This is a genomic window from Paeniglutamicibacter sp. GQ140 (assembly GCF_059759235.1).
On the sequence record NZ_JCAXDW010000001.1, the window covers coordinates 209,744 to 225,587 of the forward strand.

At 65.6% G+C, this 15,844-nt stretch carries 14 protein-coding genes; 4 read left to right on the forward strand and 10 right to left on the reverse strand.

What is annotated here, in order from left to right; all coding sequences use genetic code 11:
* Window positions 1–6: 6 nt before the first annotated feature.
* From AC6CHY_RS00955 to AC6CHY_RS00995, 9 genes are all read right to left on the reverse strand, one after another.
* A complete protein-coding gene (locus AC6CHY_RS00955) occupies window positions 7–744 on the reverse strand; it encodes a GntR family transcriptional regulator (RefSeq protein ID WP_254455751.1) in 738 nt (245 codons plus the stop codon).
* Entirely contained in the window at window positions 741–1,694 is a 954-nt protein-coding gene (locus tag AC6CHY_RS00960; protein WP_498225128.1) for an ornithine cyclodeaminase family protein, read from the reverse strand. The genes AC6CHY_RS00955 and AC6CHY_RS00960 overlap by 4 nt, the downstream gene beginning before the upstream one ends.
* Window positions 1,691–2,692 carry a proline racemase family protein gene (locus tag AC6CHY_RS00965; RefSeq protein ID WP_217387445.1) on the reverse strand — a complete coding sequence of 334 codons (1,002 nt, stop codon included), beginning with the start codon at window positions 2,690–2,692 and terminating at the stop codon, window positions 1,691–1,693. Before AC6CHY_RS00965 ends, AC6CHY_RS00960 begins: the two co-directional genes overlap by 4 nt.
* 88 nt (window positions 2,693–2,780) lie before the next feature.
* A complete protein-coding gene (locus AC6CHY_RS00970) occupies window positions 2,781–3,686 on the reverse strand; it encodes a dihydrodipicolinate synthase family protein (RefSeq protein ID WP_217387444.1) in 906 nt (301 codons plus the stop codon).
* 127 nt (window positions 3,687–3,813) lie between these two features.
* Complete coding sequence (locus AC6CHY_RS00975; RefSeq protein WP_217387443.1) at window positions 3,814–5,292, reverse strand: alanine/glycine:cation symporter family protein; 1,479 nt, start codon at window positions 5,290–5,292, stop codon at window positions 3,814–3,816.
* Between the two features lie 42 nt (window positions 5,293–5,334).
* Complete coding sequence (gene abaF, locus AC6CHY_RS00980; protein ID WP_217387442.1) at window positions 5,335–6,726, reverse strand: fosfomycin efflux MFS transporter AbaF; 1,392 nt, start codon at window positions 6,724–6,726, stop codon at window positions 5,335–5,337.
* Window positions 6,727–7,254: 528 nt separating this feature from the next.
* Window positions 7,255–8,070 (reverse strand): ABC transporter permease subunit, encoded by an 816-nt coding sequence (locus AC6CHY_RS00985; RefSeq protein WP_217387441.1) that lies wholly within the window; start codon window positions 8,068–8,070, stop codon window positions 7,255–7,257.
* Window positions 8,067–9,014, reverse strand: coding sequence for an ABC transporter ATP-binding protein (locus AC6CHY_RS00990; protein ID WP_217387440.1), 948 nt, complete (start codon window positions 9,012–9,014; stop codon window positions 8,067–8,069). Before AC6CHY_RS00990 ends, AC6CHY_RS00985 begins: the two co-directional genes overlap by 4 nt.
* 151 nt (window positions 9,015–9,165) lie before the next feature.
* Window positions 9,166–9,990 (reverse strand): IclR family transcriptional regulator, encoded by an 825-nt coding sequence (locus tag AC6CHY_RS00995; protein WP_498225129.1) that lies wholly within the window; start codon window positions 9,988–9,990, stop codon window positions 9,166–9,168.
* Between the two features lie 48 nt (window positions 9,991–10,038).
* Between AC6CHY_RS00995 and AC6CHY_RS01000 the strand changes: the two genes are divergently transcribed.
* Window positions 10,039–11,337 (forward strand): MFS transporter, encoded by a 1,299-nt coding sequence (locus AC6CHY_RS01000; protein ID WP_498225130.1) that lies wholly within the window; start codon window positions 10,039–10,041, stop codon window positions 11,335–11,337.
* 84 nt (window positions 11,338–11,421) lie between these two features.
* On the opposite strand, the gene AC6CHY_RS01005 is transcribed toward AC6CHY_RS01000, so the two are convergent.
* On the reverse strand, window positions 11,422–13,131 hold the full coding sequence (locus tag AC6CHY_RS01005; RefSeq protein WP_498225345.1) for an L-aspartate oxidase: 1,710 nt from the start codon (window positions 13,129–13,131) through the stop codon (window positions 11,422–11,424).
* A gap of 108 nt (window positions 13,132–13,239) precedes the next feature.
* On the opposite strand from AC6CHY_RS01005, the gene AC6CHY_RS01010 reads away from it, so the two are divergent.
* The 3 genes from AC6CHY_RS01010 to AC6CHY_RS01020 all read left to right on the forward strand — a co-directional run bounded on the left by AC6CHY_RS01010 (window position 13,240) and on the right by AC6CHY_RS01020 (window position 15,793).
* The gene (locus AC6CHY_RS01010) at window positions 13,240–14,187 is read left to right on the forward strand and encodes a LysR family transcriptional regulator (protein WP_498225131.1); all 948 of its coding nucleotides are present in this window, start codon (window positions 13,240–13,242) and stop codon (window positions 14,185–14,187) included.
* A gap of 172 nt (window positions 14,188–14,359) precedes the next feature.
* The gene (locus AC6CHY_RS01015) at window positions 14,360–15,175 is read left to right on the forward strand and encodes a DUF4184 family protein (protein ID WP_217387435.1); all 816 of its coding nucleotides are present in this window, start codon (window positions 14,360–14,362) and stop codon (window positions 15,173–15,175) included.
* A 126-nt stretch (window positions 15,176–15,301) separates the two neighbouring features.
* Window positions 15,302–15,793: a nucleoside deaminase gene (locus AC6CHY_RS01020; RefSeq protein WP_217387434.1), complete on the forward strand. Its 492-nt coding sequence runs from the start codon at window positions 15,302–15,304 to the stop codon at window positions 15,791–15,793.
* Window positions 15,794–15,844 lie beyond the last annotated feature (51 nt).

The following is a 15,844-nucleotide window of genomic DNA, read 5'->3' on the forward strand; positions in this document are numbered from 1 at the left end:
TCCTGGTTACTGGGTGTTCTGCTCTGGTGCATCTTGGTCCGGGGTGCCGGTGTTCCACATGCCCCGAGCATGGTTGATGTGGCGGATCATCAATTCGTAGATCGCCTCTCCGTCGCCCCGTTCCACACAATCGATCATTTCGTGGTGTTCCTGGGCCGAGCCGTCAAGCTGGTCGTTGTCCATGAGCGTCTTGAGGCCATACATTCGCGTGCGCAGGCGCAGCGACGTTGCCAGTTCAACAAGTTGCTTGTTTCCCGCAAAGCTCAGCAGTCGTGCGTGAAACTCACGGTCTGCGGCAAGGTACGCTTCCGGGTCCTTGTCCCGGGCTGTGCGAACGATGACGTCTGCCAGCGAACGGAGGTCGGAAATGCTGTCACTTGGAACCGCTTCCAGGGCACGTTTGGTCGCTGCCGGTTCCACCAGCAGCCGGATCTCGGCGATTTCCTCGAGTTCTGCGTCCGTCATGCCGGTGATCCTGAAGCCCTTGTTCTTGACTGTCTCAACCAGCCCCTCACGGACAAGGTCCATCATGGCTTCGCGTACCGGAGTTGCCGAGACGCCGAAGGCCGCGCCCAAACTGGGTGCAGAGTACAGCTCTCCTTCCACCAGGTCACCCGAGATGATCGAGGTGCGGAGCCGCTCGGTGACCGTCTCACGCAGGCTCATCTGGCGGTCGAGCTTTTCGATGGTGAATTTTGAATTGCCGGTCATGGTTTGTTCTCCGATTTTTACAGGTGCGCTCATGCGTTGTTACTCCTGTGATCTTCATACACCACTGCGGCGGAAACCAAGTCTTCCCAGGCCATGCCCACACCCGTGTAAAGCGTCGGCTTGCCCCCGACGCGGCTGAATTTGCCGTTCACCAGGTCCTTGAGGTTTGCCGGGTTGATCTCTTTCCACTCTTCGACGCTACGTGCGGGGATCAAATCCCCGCTTTCGCGCCAAGAGGAAGCACGTCCCTCGACGACGACCTCTGAGCGCTTGACGAGCGTCTCGTCGACCTCGCGGGCGTCGAGCCCGTGCTGCCCCACCGAGGCGATGATGGCGTGGTCGGCCGGCAGCGATCCGTCAAAGAGCGGTGTTGGCGAGGAGGTGACGCACAGGATCACATCCGCGTTCGGCACATCCTCCACCGTGCCGCGGGTGACGGTGATGTCTTCGGTCGCCAGCTGTTCGACCAGTGCCTGGATCCGCTCGATCCGCTGGCCCACCACGGCGAAGGTGCCCTCGGGGAAGACCGACTTGGCGGCCCGGATGTGGTTGAGCGCTTGTGCTCCTGCCCCGAAGACCAGCACCTTCGGCGTTCGTGTGAACGGAGTGCCGCCCGGCGCTTCTGCGATGTTCTTGACCGCTGTCAGTGTCGCCGCCGGGGTGCGGATGGCAGTGAGTTCCGCGCCGTCCATTGAAGCGATCGGCGTGAGGTTCGAGGAGCCAAAGAGCAGGTAGACGCCCTGGATTTTCTCTTCACCCTTGGCCGGGTTCAGCGGGGCGATGGTTGCGACCTTGAGCCCGGTGTAGCCCTGGCCGATCGCCGGCATCAGCAGAAATTCGCCATCGGGTGCCGGCGCAAAGATGCGCGGGCCGTCGATTTCCGGATCCGTCTGGCCGCGAAGCGCATCCTCGATGGCGGCGATGGCGCGGTCAAAGGGAAGCGAGGCGCGAACCTCGGCAGCGTCGAAATATGGCAGGTTCACAGCAGGAATCCCTCCGGGAATGGGTCACTCGGGTCAAGGAAATATTGGGCGGTGCCGGTGATCCAGGCCCGTCCGGTCACGGTGGGGATGACGGCGGGCAGGCCTCCGACGGTGGTTTCCTCGACCAAACGGCCAGTGAATTGCGAGCCGATGTAGGACTCGTTGATGAAGTCTGTGTCCAGCGCCAGTTCGCCGCGGGCATGGAGTTGGGCCATGCGGGCGCTGGTGCCGGTGCCGCACGGCGAGCGGTCGAACCAGCCCGGGTAGATGGCCATGGCGTGGCGGGAGTGCTCGGCGGTGGAGCCCGGAGCCTTGAGGTAGACGTGGTGGACGCCGCGGATGTCGTCGCGTTCGCGGTGCACGGGCTCGTCGGCCACATTGATGGCGTCCATGATGGCCAGGCCGGCGGTGATCAGGTCGTCCTTGCGTTCGCGTTCGAACGGCAGGTCCAGGTCATCGAGCTCGACGACGGCGTAGAAGTTGCCGCCGAAGGCGAGATCGTAGTTCACGGTGCCGTAGCCCGGGACCTCGACCGATGCGTCCAGGCGGTCACTGTAGGAGGGCACGTTGCGGATGGTCACGGATTCGGCCTGGCCGTCCTTGACGGCGACCTCGGCGATGACCAGGCCGGCCGGGGTGTCCAGGCGCACGGTGGTCACGGGTTCCTGGACCTCGACCATGCCGGTTTCCACCAGCACGGTGGCCACTCCGATGGTTCCGTGTCCGCACATGGGCAGCAGTCCGGAGACCTCGATGTACAGGACGCCGTAGTCGGCGTCGGGGCGCGTGGGGGGTTGCAGGATCGCGCCGCTCATCGAGGCGTGTCCGCGCGGTTCGCACATCAACAGGGTGCGGATCCAATCGCTGTGCTCCATGAACCAGAGGCGACGCTCTGCCATGGTGTCACCGGGAATGGTGCCGATGCCCCCGGTAATGACGCGGGTCGGCATGCCTTCGGTGTGGGAATCCACTGCGTGGAAGATCCTGTTGGTGCGCATGGTTCAAGTTCTCCGGTAAATCGTTGTTGGTGAGGTGGCGCTGTTGGCCGGCCCCGTGGGGTCGGCCAACAGCACCGGAGCTTTGAGGTTACTTGTAACCCTTGGCGACAGCTGCCTCGGTGTCTGCGATGACGGCGGCCCGGACGGCGTCGGTGAGCGGGCCGCGCGGCGGGCGGCAGGGGCCGCCGTTGAGACCGACGACATCCATCGACAGCTTGATCGACTGGACGAACTCGGTCTTGGTGTCCCAGCGCAGCAGCGAGTGCAGGTCGCGGTAGATTTCCCGGGCGCGCTCCATGTCGGCAAGGTTGCCGGAGGTGGCCAGGCGGTAGAGCTCGACGGTGGCATGTGGGATGGCGTTCGGGTATCCGGCAACCCATCCAACGGCGCCGGCGAGGCCCATTTCCAGGACGGTGTCATCGGTGCCGATGAGGATGTCCATGCCCGGTGCCAGTTCCTTGATTTCGTAGGCACGACGCGGATCGCCGGTGAATTCCTTGATGCCGACGATCAGGCCTTCGTGGAACAGGCGTGCCACCAGCGCCGGGGTGAGGTCGACCTTGGTGTCGATCGGGTTGTTGTAGGCCACTACCGGCAGGCCTGCGGAGGCGGCGAGGCGGAAGTGCTCGACTACCTCGTCGTCGGTTGCACGGTAGGTGTTCGGTGGCAGGCACATGATGGCGTGAGCGCCGGCATCTTTGGCATGCTGTGCCCACTTCTGGGTCTGCAGTCCGCCGTAGGCGCCAACGCCGGCCATGACTACGAAGCCCTCGGGTGCGGCGGCAACAGCGGTCTCGATGACCTTCGCGCGTTCTTCGTCGGACAGGGTCTGGTACTCACCCAGCGAGCCATTCGGGGCGATGCCGTCGCAGCCGCTGCTGGCAAGGAAGCGAACGTGGTCGGCAAATGCTTCGTAGTCGACCGAGTGGTCATCCTTGAACTGCAGCGCCGATGCGACGATGACTCCGTGCCAGGGCTTCTTGGTGGTGCTCATGTTGTGTTCCTTTCAAGCGGACTTTTCAGTGTTTTGCAAAGTTGGGGGCGATGCTTTCGGCTCCATGCCGTACATCACATTTCGATAGTATCATGTGACATTGCACAGAAGGAAGGGGCGGATCAAATTAGTTCTTCCGGGACCCGCCAGCAGCCAAAGACGCCTGGTTCTTGGCGATTTCCGCCGCCTCCTCGACCCAGAAGTCGGCGCCTCGAATGGACAGGGAAATGGGGTCGAAGACGGGGTCCAGGCCGGCCTTGCACTGCCTGTCGTAGTCGCGGCTGACCTTGTAGACCACCGACGTGAGCGCCAACAGGCAGAGCATATTGATCCAGCCCAGGGTCCCGTAACCGATGTCGCCGATCGCCCACATCGCATCGGCGCTGACGATGCCGCCGAAGAATGTGATACCGAGCATGCCCAGTTTCAAGGCCCAGTCCAGCACCGGGCTGTCGTCGCGACCGGTGAGGTAGACGAGATTGGTCTTGGCGATGTAGAAGAACGCAACGAGCGTGGTGAAGGCGAAGAAGAAGAGCGCGACGGCCACGAACCCCGGGCCAACGCCCGGCAACACGGTACTGATGGCCTGCTGGGTGTATGCGGCGCCGGCCTTAAGGTCTGGCACGCCTTGGATGAGGACCGTGCCATCGGGGGCCGTGACGTTGTAGGAGCCGGTCATGATAATCATGAGGCCGGTGGCGGAGCAGACTACAACGGTATCGATGTAGATCGAGAAGGCCTGGACCAGGCCCTGCTTGGCAGGGTGGGACACCGATGCGGCTGCGGCGCCGTAGGTCCCCTCCCCCACACCGGCGACATTGGAGAACACCGCGCGTCGCACGCCCCAGGCCACGGCCGCACCGACGATGCCGCCGAAGACCTGGTGGGCGCCGAAGGCCGAGGACAGGATCAGGCCGATGGTTGGAATGATCTGCTCGAAGTTCACGGCGACGATCACCAGTGCGGCAAGGATGTAACCCACGGCCATCACCGGGACCATCAACTGTGCGGCACCGACGATGCGCTTGGTCCCGCCGATGATGACGAATGCCATGAGTGCGGTGATGCCAACGGCGCTGACCCAGGTGGGAACGCTGAACGCGGTCTCGACGCTGGAGGCGATGTTGTTGGACTGGACGCCCGGGAACACGAACCCGTAGCCGACCATGGCCACGAACGACACCGTGACGGCCAGCCACTTAAGCTTCAGTCCGTGCTCTATGTAGAACGGCATGCCGCCGCGGTGTTCGCCGTTGATGCGGCGCTTGTAGACCTGGGCCAGGATGGATTCGGCGAAGGAGCTGGCCGATCCGAGCAGTGCGCAGACCACCATCCAGAACAGCGCGCCGGGGCCGCCGGCAGCGATCGCCGTTGCAACACCGGCGATGTTGCCCACGCCCACGCGGCTTGCCAGGGTCAGGAGCAACGCCTGGACCGGCGAGATGCCGTCCGAGCTGTTCTTCTTGCTCATGATCTGGCGGATCATGTCAGGGAATCGCCGGAACTGGACGAAACCGGTTAGTACGGTGAAGAACAATCCGACGGCCAGGGCGAAGTACGCCATGGGGTTCCAGATCGCATCGTTGATGCTGGTGAGCATGTCCATAGTTATTCCTTAAGTCTTTCGGGCGGCTACAGGAGGGAGCGCCTAGGCCGGGACGTTGGTACGCAACGCCGACTCGTCGTCAACATCGCGTAGCGACTTGCCCTTGGTCTCCTTGGCGAACGAAACGGCGACAATGGAAATGACCGCTGCACCGACAAGGTAGAGGGCAATCGGCGTCGACGAATCGAACTTCTGCAGCAGCGAGAGCGCGATGAGCGGGGCCAGGGACCCGGCAAGGATCGGCGCAAACTGGTAGCAAAGCGAAAGCGCCGTGTAACGCACGTTGGTGGGGAACATTTCGGTCATCAGCGCCGAGTACGGCGCGTAGGTCAACGACTCTATGGCCAGGCCCAATGTGATTGCGGCCATGACAATCCAGTCGTTGCCGGTGTCCATCATCGGGAATCCGACGAATCCCCAGAATGCGGTCAGCACGGCTCCGGTCAGGTAGACGGGCTTGCGGCCGACGATGTCCGAGAGCAGGCCGACGAGCGGGATCATGCAGAAATGCAGGAAGTGCGCGCCAAACATCAGCAGGAGGATCCGCGAGGTATCCATCTCGACGACCAGCTTGAGGTACGTGATCGAAAAGGTGACCACGAGGTAGTAGAGGATGTTTTCCGCGAACCTGGCGCCAACGCCGATCAACACTGCGCGCCAGTGGTAACGCAAGACGTGGAGGACGCCGGGCTGGACCTCCTGCGAAGCAGCCTGGCGGGCCTGGGCCTCCTTGAAAATCGGCGCGTCATCGACCTTCGTGCGAATCCAGTAGCCGATCAGGACCACCACGGCGGAGAACCAGAACGCCACGCGCCAGCCCCATGAAAGGAATGCCTCTTCGGGCAAGGCACTGGACAGTCCAAGGAGGACGAGCGTGGCAACCAGGTTGCCCATCGGGACACCCGCCTGCGGCCAGCTTGCCCAGAAGCCGCGCCTGTTGTCGGGGCTGTGCTCGCTCACCAGGATGATTGCACCTCCCCACTCGCCTCCGAAGGCAAAGCCCTGGATCAGGCGCAGGGTCACCAGAAGTGCGGGCGCCCAGTACCCAATGACATCAAAGGTGGGAAGGCAGCCCATGAGAAACGTCGTGATGCCAACGACGACAAGGCTCAGCTGGAGCAACGCCTTTCGGCCGATGCGGTCGCCGAAGTGACCGAAGACCAGTCCGCCGATCGGCCGGGCGGCGAAGCCCACGGCATAGAGCGCAAATGCAGCAATCACACCATCGACCGGATTGCCTGTCTGCCGGAAGAAGTGCGTTCCGAAGACCAGGGCCGACGCAGTTCCATAAAGAAAGAATTCATACCACTCCGCGACGGTTCCAGCCATTGCGGCAGCCACGACACGTTTCAACCCTCCTGGGCTCGTAGATTTTGATCCGTCGCCGCCGCTCCCGTTTCGGGCCGTTCTGTCGAGTGTTTCGTTGCTACTCATTTGGTCTCCTTGAGAAGGTGGGCTTCGTCACCCATGTGCCCTGCATCACCGATCTATGCAATGGTACATGTCACATTTTCAGGAAACAATGCTTTTCTCGACCCTGGTTCAACTTTTTGAGATCAGCGCCCCCGCACAAGAATCCATGTTGTGTTGACAGCTGCCGAGCGCTTCGAGGATGTCGCCGGCCACGCGGTCCCGAGTCGACGCCCCGGCGCCCGACCACCGCGTCTGAGTGGTCCCGGGTGGGTGTCCCGTCCGTGACCACCGCCTCCGGAGGGCGCCGACTGCGTGGTGCCGGCGGTCGGGTCGGAGGCGGCTCCCGTCGCGTCGGCCGCGGATGCAACCGACGCCAGCGCAATTGTCCTCTTCGTTGCCGTGGGCGTTCCCCTCAGCGGCCGCCTGCAGCTGAACCTGGTGGTGCTCCGGCATGCACGGCCGGTTTCTTCCAACAATGCGCCGCCGACGAGCCGGATCTGTCGGGATGTTGTCAACGGACTGAGTCAGTCGCAGGTCCGGATCCCGCCGCTATGCTCCCCCGACATCGCGGTGGCGCAGCGCGAGGACGGCGAGCGCAACGAAAAGGACGTTCAGGCCCGCCAGTCCCCAAAACGCGCTCCAGTCCACGCCGTTGGCCACGGGCTGCCCGCCGAGCGCCCAGTGGTACGGGGAGAAGGCGTGCATCCATTGCAGGTCCTCGCCTTGGTTGCCCAGCGCGTTGAGCACGTAACCCCCGACCGCCACCAGGGCACCGGCAGCGGTTCCGTGCGTCCGATGCCCGCCCACGGCCCCGCCCAGCAGCGCCGCGGTGCCGCCAAGCAGGACCAGCAGCAGGAACTGCGCCACCGCCTGGAAGAGCGTTCCGGCGTCAAGGCCCAGCTCCGAGGGCCCGTTCAGCGCCAGCACCCCCGCATAGATCACCACCATCAGGAAGGCCATGCGCAGCAACAGCGCCAGGGACCGTTCCAGAACCACCTGGGTGCGCGTCACCCCGTGGGCAAGCGTGAGTTCGAGCAGGCCAGCGTCCTCGTCCTCGCCGATGGCCGCCGCCCCGGTGCCGATGGCCACGGCCGAGGAGAGCATGAATCCCAGCAGGCCGAAGAAGGTCGCCTGGGCGTAGCCGGCGCCCGTCGCGATCTGGTCGTAGTTCAGCGCCCGGATCAGCTCCTCGGGCAGGGAGGCGAGCAGTTTCTCCATTTCCGGGCCGGCCATGGACGGGTAGAGCGGAAGGTAGAGCGCCAGCACGGACAGGAGCACCAGGGCCCAGACGAGCGTGGAACGCCAGGTGTCCAACAGCGCCTTGCCCGTCAGCGGAAGGAACGGGCGGCGGGCGGCGGGCGTCATGGCCGCGGCTCCCCCGCGCGATGGCGTCCGTTCCCGGGAGGTGAGCCGTAGAGCTCGAGCACCGCTTCCTCCAGGTCCGGCTCCTCAAGGACCAGGTCGAGCACCTCGATCCCGGCCAGGGCGTGCAGGAGCGCACCGACCTCGCCGGAGAATCTCGCCTCGAGCGCGCCGGCCCCTTCGCCGAGCCGTTCGGCGTCCAGCAGCTGAAGGCCGGGGAGCGGTTTAAGTGCCGCGGCCAGTGTTACGGGGTCGGTGGCGGCCAGAACACGCAGCCGGCGACGGGCACCTGCCCGCAGCTCTTCGACGGTGGCGGTGCGCACGATCAATCCGTCGCGCAGGATCGCCACGCGGTCCGCCGCCTGTTCGATCTCCCCGATCAAGTGGGAGGACAGAAAGAGTGTCTGCCCGCGCCCGCGGGCATCCTCGACCATGCCGAGGAACTCCCGCTGCATCAGCGGGTCCAGGCCGGAGGTGGGTTCGTCGAGGATCAGCAGCTCCGGATCGTGCATGAACGCCTGCACCAGTCCGAGCTTCTGCTTGTTGCCCTTGGAGAGCTTGCGCGACTGCCGGTCCAGCTCGAGTCCCAGCCGTGAGGCGAGTTCCTCGACCCGGCCGGGTGCCACGGGTCCGCTGATGGCGGCAAAGTGGTCCATCATCCTCCGCCCGGTGATCCTCCGCTCCAGGGCGAGTTCGCCCGGCAGGTATCCGATGCGGCGGCGGATCTCCGGGCCTGCCCGGCGCGGATCGGTGCCCAGCACCCGCACACTCCCGGCGGTGGGCCTGATGATGTCCAGCAGGCAGCGCATGGCGGTGGTCTTGCCGGCCCCGTTGGGCCCGATCACCCCGAAGACGCTGCCGCGCGGGATCTCGAAGTCGATGCCGCGCAACGCCTCGCGGTGGGCGAAGCGCTTGGCAAGGCCCTGCACCGAGATGGCGTTCTCCATGCCACTTCCCTTCCCGGGGTTCCCGCTTCGGCCCCCACGCTTCATTGTCGTTCCCGAAGGGGATCCACACCAGAGCCCCGCACTCCAGGGGCCGGTGTTGCCCGCGGCCCGGCGCCATCGAACGGGTTCCAATCCGGCGCCCGCGCCGGAACTACCCGGCCGAGGGCGGCTGGTCCCGGTCCGGCCCAGAGCCGCCGGAAACCGCGCCCAGCCGCTCTTCCAGCAATTTGGCGGTGCGCGCCGTCTGCCCGAGCAGGCCCGCGTCGAACACCTCCCGGAAACGGGATTGCGGGATGGCCACGCTGATGCCGCAGACCACCTCGCCATCTTCGTTGGTTATGGCCATTCCCAGCGCGCTGACCCCCTCTTCGGTCCCCTCGAAGTTGGCGGCAAACCCGCGTTCCCGGACGATTCCGAGTTCGCGCACCAGGGCGGCGTAGTCCTCCTCATTGAGTCGGCGTGCGGTGGCCATTTCCCCGCGGTAGAGCTGCTCGAGCTCGTTCGGGTCGAGCCGGGCCAGCATGGCCTTTCCGGCCGAGGCCCGGTGGGCGGGCAGCACCGTCCCCTGGCGGTCGCCGACACGCACCGGCCGGGATCCCTCGACGGTGGACAGGAAGCGGACTTCCCCGCCCACGCGCACCATCAGGTTCACGGTTTCCCGCACCGTGGCAGCCAGCTCCTCCAGCAGCGGCTGCGCCAGGGCACGCAGCTCGCTGATCCTGCCGTGGCCGGCAGGCCCTGCCCCGAGCGCGGGACCGGGTACGTAGCCGCGGCCCCTCGCGCGTTCGGCAAAGCCGCGATAGATGAGCATGGCCAGCAGGCGATGGACGGTGGAGGGCGAGACGCCGAGCTCGGCGGCCGCGTCCTTGAGCCGGACGGAACCATGGTCGCGCAACAGCTCAATGAGCTTCAGGGCGTTGTCGACCGCCTCGATGGGGTAGCGGGGGATCTCGCGGCTTACCCGTAATTTCTGCACATCAGAATTATATGTGCCGTCACACTGAGACCGGCAACACTTGTACCTATGACTTTTTCCACAACGGGCGCCGTTGCGGGTCCTACCGGACAGAACACCGGCGATTCGGCGCAGCCGTCACAGCCCAAGAACCTCTCAAACCGCAAGGCCGTGCTGGCCATTGTGACCTGTTGGCTGTTGGTGGTTTTCGACGGATACGACCTCATCGTGTACGGCACCGTGCAGTCATCCCTGCTCGCGATCGATGACTGGGGCCTGACCCCGACGACCATGGGCACCATCGGCTCGCTGGCCTTCGTGGGCATGATGATCGGTGCGCTCGGGGCCGGACGGCTGGCCGACGTGCTGGGTCGGCGCCGGACCATCCTGGCCTGCTCGATCCTCTTCTCCACCCTCACCATCCTGTGCGCCTTCGCCCCGAACCCCCTGGTCTTCGGTGCCCTCCGTCTGCTGGCCGGAATCGGCCTGGGTGGCCTCGTTCCCTCGGCCAACGCGATGGTGGCCGAATTGGTGCCGGACCGCTGGCGCTCGACCATGGCCACGTTGATGATGTCGGGTGTGCCCATCGGCGGTTCGATCGCCGCTGTCACCGGCATCTGGGTCATCCCGGCCTTCGGCTGGGAGGCGATGTTCCTGATTGCAATCATCGCGCTGGTCGTGGTGGTGCCGATGGGCTTCCGCTACCTGCCAGAAACCCTCTCCTTCAAGCACCGCAGCGGGCCGGGCGCGCGCCGCGGGTCGGGTTTTGGCCAACTGCTCCGCGCACCCTATGCCCGTGCCTCGGTGCTCTTCGCGGTGGCTTCGCTGGCCATCCTCTTCGCCTGGTACGGCCTGGGCACCTGGCTGCCCAGCCTGATGGAACAGGCCGGGTACGACCTGGGCTCAGCCCTGACTTTCGCGCTGGCCCTGAACCTGGGCGCCGTGGCAGGCTCCGTCGTCACGGCCTGGGCCGGAGACCGCTTTGGCGCCGCCCCCGCCGCGGCCGCCGCGGCCCTGGTGGCCGGGATCGGGCTGGCAGTCATCATGACCACTCCCCCGGTCGGGGTCGTCTATGCGATGTTGATCCTCGCCGGCGTGGGCACCCACGGCACCGCGGCGCTGCTCATCGCCGCCGTCGCCAACCACTACCCGGAGCGTCTGCGCGGCACCGCGCTGGGCTGGGCAATGGGCATGGGCCGCATCGGCGCCGTCGCCGCCCCGCAGGTGGGCGGGCTGCTGCTGGCCGCCGGGCTCGGCGTCAACTCGAACTTCCTCGTCTTCGCCTTGGGAGCGGGCCTGGCCGCAGTCCTGTTCGCCGTCATCACCTTCCGCGTCAAGCCCGTGGCCGACCCGGCCGAACAGCACTAGCCGCCGCGAAATGCCTGCGGCCCGGGCGGCCTTCCCCTGCGTCGGGAATGGCCGCCGGGGCCGCAGGCAGCACCGTCCTGCCCGCTACTCCACGAGCTTTCCGACGCTTGAGACCTCCTTGATGAGCTCGGCGACTTCCATGGAAACGTCCGGGATCTCCTCACGAACAATCCCTGCTGTCGGCGACCACACCAGGTTGACCCGCAGGGATTCGTCCATCCGGGGGTAGTCGCTGCGGTTGTGGCAGCCACGGGTCTCCCGGCGCTCGAGCGCCGCCTCGAGGGTGGCCCTGGCGGCCAGCGCGGATCCCTTCAGGTCGAATACATGGGCGAGGTCCTGGTAGCCGGCAATGTCGGGGTGGATCCCCACGGCCTCCATGCGCTCCTCGATCGAGTCCAGTTTCGCCAGGCCGGCCAACAGGCCCTCCTCGTCCCGCACCACGCCCGCATGGTCGGTCATCATGTTCCGGATGGCGCGCTGAAGCTCCCGGACGTTTTCCGTCCCGTCTGCCGCCAGCAGGTCCTCGATCTCCGCCCGGGCGCCGGCGATGGCGCCGGCCGAACGCGGCTGGGATTCCAGGGAGGCCGAATACTTGGCCGCGGCGCGTGCGACGATGCGCCCGAAGACCAGCAGCTCGATCAGCGAGTTGCCGCCCAGCCGGTTGGCCCCGTGCAGTCCGCTGGAGGCCTCGCCGATGGCGTAGAGCCCCGAGACGTCGGTGCCGTGGTCCTCCGGGCGGACCCAGACCCCGCCCATGGAGTAGTGGGCGGTGGGGGCGATCTCGATGGGCTCGGCGGTGATGTCGAGCATCTGTTCCTCCATCATGGTCTGGTAGACGCGCGGCAGCCGCTCCATGATGGTTTCACGTGGCAGGTGTGATACATCGAGCCAGACGCCGCCGTTCTTGGTGCCGCGGCCTTCCTTGATTTCGGTGTAGGCAGCCAGGGCCACGCGGTCGCGGGTGGAGAGTTCCTTGCGGATCGGGTCGTAGCGTTCCATGAACCGCTCCCCCAACGCGTTGCGCAGTATGCCGCCCTCGCCGCGGGCTGCCTCGGAAATCAGCGTGCCCGCCGCGCTTTCCGGTTCGATGATGCCGGAGGGGTGGAACTGGACCAGCTCGGGGTCGCGCAACCGCGCGCCGGCGTCCACGGCCAGGCGGAAGGCATCCCCGGTGTTCTCGTCCCGGCGCGAGGAGGTGCGGCGCCAGATGCGGGTGTGGCCCCCGGCGGCCAGGATGACCGAGTCTGCATGGATGAGGTAGCGCTTGCCGGTGTTGATATCGAAGCCGTAGGCGCCAAAGACCTGGTAGTCCTTCACCAGCAGCCGGGTGACGTACACCGAGTCAAGGATCGGGATCTGCAGTTGCTCGGCCCGGTTCACCAGGCTGCGCTGGATTTCCAGCCCCGTGTAGTCACCGGCGAAGGCGGTGCGGCGGAAGGTGTGTGCACCGAAGAAGCGCTGCGAGATGCGGCCGTCCTCTTCCCGCGCGAACCCCATGCCGTAGCGTTCCAGGTCGCCGATTCCCTGCGCTGCACCGCGGGCAACGATCTCCACGGTGTGCGGGTTGGCCAGGAAGTAACTTTCCTTGATGGTGTCGGCTGCGTGCTGTTGCCAGCTGTCGTCCTTGTCCATGGTGCCAAGGGCCGCGTTGATGCCGCCGGCGGCAAGCGAGGTGTGGGCGTCGTTGCGCGGGCGCTTGCCCAGGGCGAGCACGTCCACCCCCATTTCGGCCAGCTCGATGGCGGCCCGCAGGCCGGATCCGCCGGTGCCGATGACCAGGACCGTGGTGGAAATCTGTTGCTCGTTCGCATTCGTTGTTCTCATGTATTCAACGCTAGGAACATGCCCATGATTCGTCCAATGAATTGTTTGAGTCGTTTCAATGCGGATACGCTATCAAACATGAACCTGGAACAGCTCCAAAGTTTCGTGGAGGTGGCCCGCATCGGCCATTTCACGCGTGCCGCCGCGCATCTGCACCTTGCCCAGCCCTCGTTGAGCCGACAGATCTCCACCCTGGAAGCGGATCTCGGAAGTGAACTTTTCCACCGGGCCAGGGGCAACATCACGCTGACCGCCGCCGGCGAGGCTCTTCTTCCCGTGGCCAGACGGATGCTCGCCGATGCCGAGACGGTCCGCCACGAGATGCAGGAGCTGGCCGGGCTGCGAAAGGGCCGGGTCCGCCTCGGCGCTCCGCCGACGCTGTGCATCAGCATGGTCGCCGAGGTCCTGGCTGCGTTCCATGCGGCTTACCCGGGCATTGACTTGCACCTGAGCGAAAGCGGCTCGCATGGTCTGTTGGATGAGCTGGCCGGCGGCACCTTGGACCTGGCGCTCATCACCACCTCGGAGGATGCCCAGGCGGCTTCGGCAAGTTTCCGGAGGATCCCGCTGCTCACCGAGGAACTGGTGGTCGCGGCCGCGGCTCACAGCCCCTTGTTCAAGAACCGGGAATCGCTCACATTGGCCGAGCTCGCGCGCCTTCCGCAGATCACGTTTCACGAAAGCTACGACCTGCGGGCGGCAACGATGCAGGCCTTCCGGGAAGCGGGACTCAGCCCGAAGATTGTTCTCGAGGGGTCGGAAATGGACGCGGTGCTCCGCTGCGTGGAACGCGGCCTCGGCGTCGCTGTGGTTCCCGCCATGGTTATGGTGGATCGCCCGGAATTGCGATCGGTCAGGCTGAAGGAGCCGAGCCTGATCCGTTCGGTCGCCTTGGTCCACCGCAATGACGTGGCCCCGACCCGTGCCGCCCAGGCCATGCAGCAGATGATCCTTCAGACCGCCCACACCTTTTCATCGGTCGGCACCACCCCGGACGGATTGATCACGCCGGCACCCAAACACTAGGCAATACACTGGCGGCACTTGGGCGCCGTGTCCCAGACTGCAGCCAACGTGGCGGTGCCAACAGCGGATTCAGCCCGGAACGCGTCCATGGAGGATTAGGCTTGACGGTAGGCCCATTCGCACCAGTCATTGGCTGCTCCGTGGGCCCTGAAACAACTTTTCGAGGAATCCCTTGCCTTTCACCCTGGCCCACCCGGCTGCCGTCCTGCCCTTCCTGCGGCAACCCTTCGTCCCGATTGCCTTGGTCGCCGGAGCCATGGCCCCGGATGTCCCCTACTTCGCCATGGTGTCCTCCACCAGCGGCGCTTGGTACGCACCGATGCTCAACGGCGCCAACTCGCACGATTTTTCCCAGATCCTGACCGTCGGCTTGCCGCTGGCGCTGGTGCTGGCAGGGTTCCTGTGGCTCGTGGTGAAACCGCTGCGGTGGGCGCTTCCCGACTCGTGGGTCCCGGACAAGCCGGCGCTCAAGGGGCGTCCGCCCACGAGTGCCCGGGTTGCGTTGTGGACCTTCTATTCGCTGATGCTCGGGCTTCTCACGCACCTTGCATGGGATTCCTTCACGCATTCCTACGGTTGGGTCGTTGAACGAGTGCCGTTGCTGGCCAGCGAGCCTTTTGCCGGGATCGCCGTCTACCGGCTCCTGCAGCACGGCAGCACCCTGGCCGGGCTGGCGTTCATCGTGATCTGGTACCTGAAACGGCAGAAAGCCTCCGGGCATCGGGGGAAGAGAAGCGAACGGGTGGGCCGGAAGGTGCGCACCGTGCTGCTGGCGCTGTTCCTTGTGGTTCCCGCCGCGGCTGCCGCGGTCCTCGGCCTGGGTTCGACACCGGCCATGGAAGACGCAGCCACTGCCGGGTCGTTCCTGTGGATCGTCATTACGCGCGGCGGCGCCGCCCTGGTTGTGGCCTTGGCGGCCTATGCCGTCGTGTGGCATGCGGTGTCCGTGATCCGGAGGTTGCGCGCCATCGCCGGGTCCCGCTCCTAGCCTTGCCCGGATGGTGGCTTAGTACATCTTCACTTGCTATGTTGATGATTACCGACGCCGGCTTCCCTGCAGGGGGAAGGCATCCTTTCTCCGGCGTTTCGCCTGATGGGTAAGGAAGTCGCCACCATGACCGACACCACCGTTTCAGCAAAGAACCTCGCGGCGGCCGTTGCCATTGCCGCGGACAACGTCCGCAACGCGGGCGGTCCCTTCGGAGCCTTGATCGTGGCCGCCGACGGATCCCGCTTCGAGGGAGTCAACCGGGTCACGGCCAACAACGACCCCACCGCCCACGCCGAAGTCACCGCCATCCGTGCCGCATGTACGGCGCTTGGCACCTTCGATCTCACCGGCGCGGTGTTGTACTCCAGCTGCGAGCCCTGCCCGATGTGCCTGGCCTCCGCACTGTGGGCACGGGTCTCTCGGGTGGTCTATGCCTCGGACAGGTACGAGGCTGCTGCTGCCGGATTCGACGACGCCGCCTTCTACGAGTACTTTGACGGCGGTGAGGCGGAGCGTTCGGCGCTGATGCCTGTCGAACGCGTCCCCGAGGCCGGTTTCGACCGCCACGAGCCATTCGCCCTCTGGGCGGCGCTCGAGACCCGCATCGAGTATTAGGCCCGGCGAGCCCGATGACCACGACCCACACGAACCGGGAGCCGGCCAAGG

Excerpts from the sequence above, each read along its gene's own strand:
- AC6CHY_RS01000 (WP_498225130.1), top strand. The coding sequence starts at position 10,039 with ATGACTTTTTCCACAACGGGCGCCGTTGCGGGTCCTACCGGACAGAAC.
- AC6CHY_RS00990 (WP_217387440.1), bottom strand. The coding sequence starts at position 9,014 with ATGGAGAACGCCATCTCGGTGCAGGGCCTTGCCAAGCGCTTCGCCCAC.
- AC6CHY_RS01010 (WP_498225131.1), top strand. The coding sequence starts at position 13,240 with ATGAACCTGGAACAGCTCCAAAGTTTCGTGGAGGTGGCCCGCATCGGC.
- AC6CHY_RS00955 (WP_254455751.1), bottom strand. The coding sequence starts at position 744 with ATGAGCGCACCTGTAAAAATCGGAGAACAAACCATGACCGGCAATTCA.
- AC6CHY_RS00975 (WP_217387443.1), bottom strand. The coding sequence starts at position 5,292 with ATGGACATGCTCACCAGCATCAACGATGCGATCTGGAACCCCATGGCG.
- abaF (WP_217387442.1), bottom strand. The coding sequence starts at position 6,726 with ATGAGTAGCAACGAAACACTCGACAGAACGGCCCGAAACGGGAGCGGC.
- AC6CHY_RS01020 (WP_217387434.1), top strand. The coding sequence starts at position 15,302 with ATGACCGACACCACCGTTTCAGCAAAGAACCTCGCGGCGGCCGTTGCC.
- AC6CHY_RS00965 (WP_217387445.1), bottom strand. The coding sequence starts at position 2,692 with ATGCGCACCAACAGGATCTTCCACGCAGTGGATTCCCACACCGAAGGC.
- AC6CHY_RS00970 (WP_217387444.1), bottom strand. The coding sequence starts at position 3,686 with ATGAGCACCACCAAGAAGCCCTGGCACGGAGTCATCGTCGCATCGGCG.
- AC6CHY_RS00985 (WP_217387441.1), bottom strand. The coding sequence starts at position 8,070 with ATGACGCCCGCCGCCCGCCGCCCGTTCCTTCCGCTGACGGGCAAGGCG.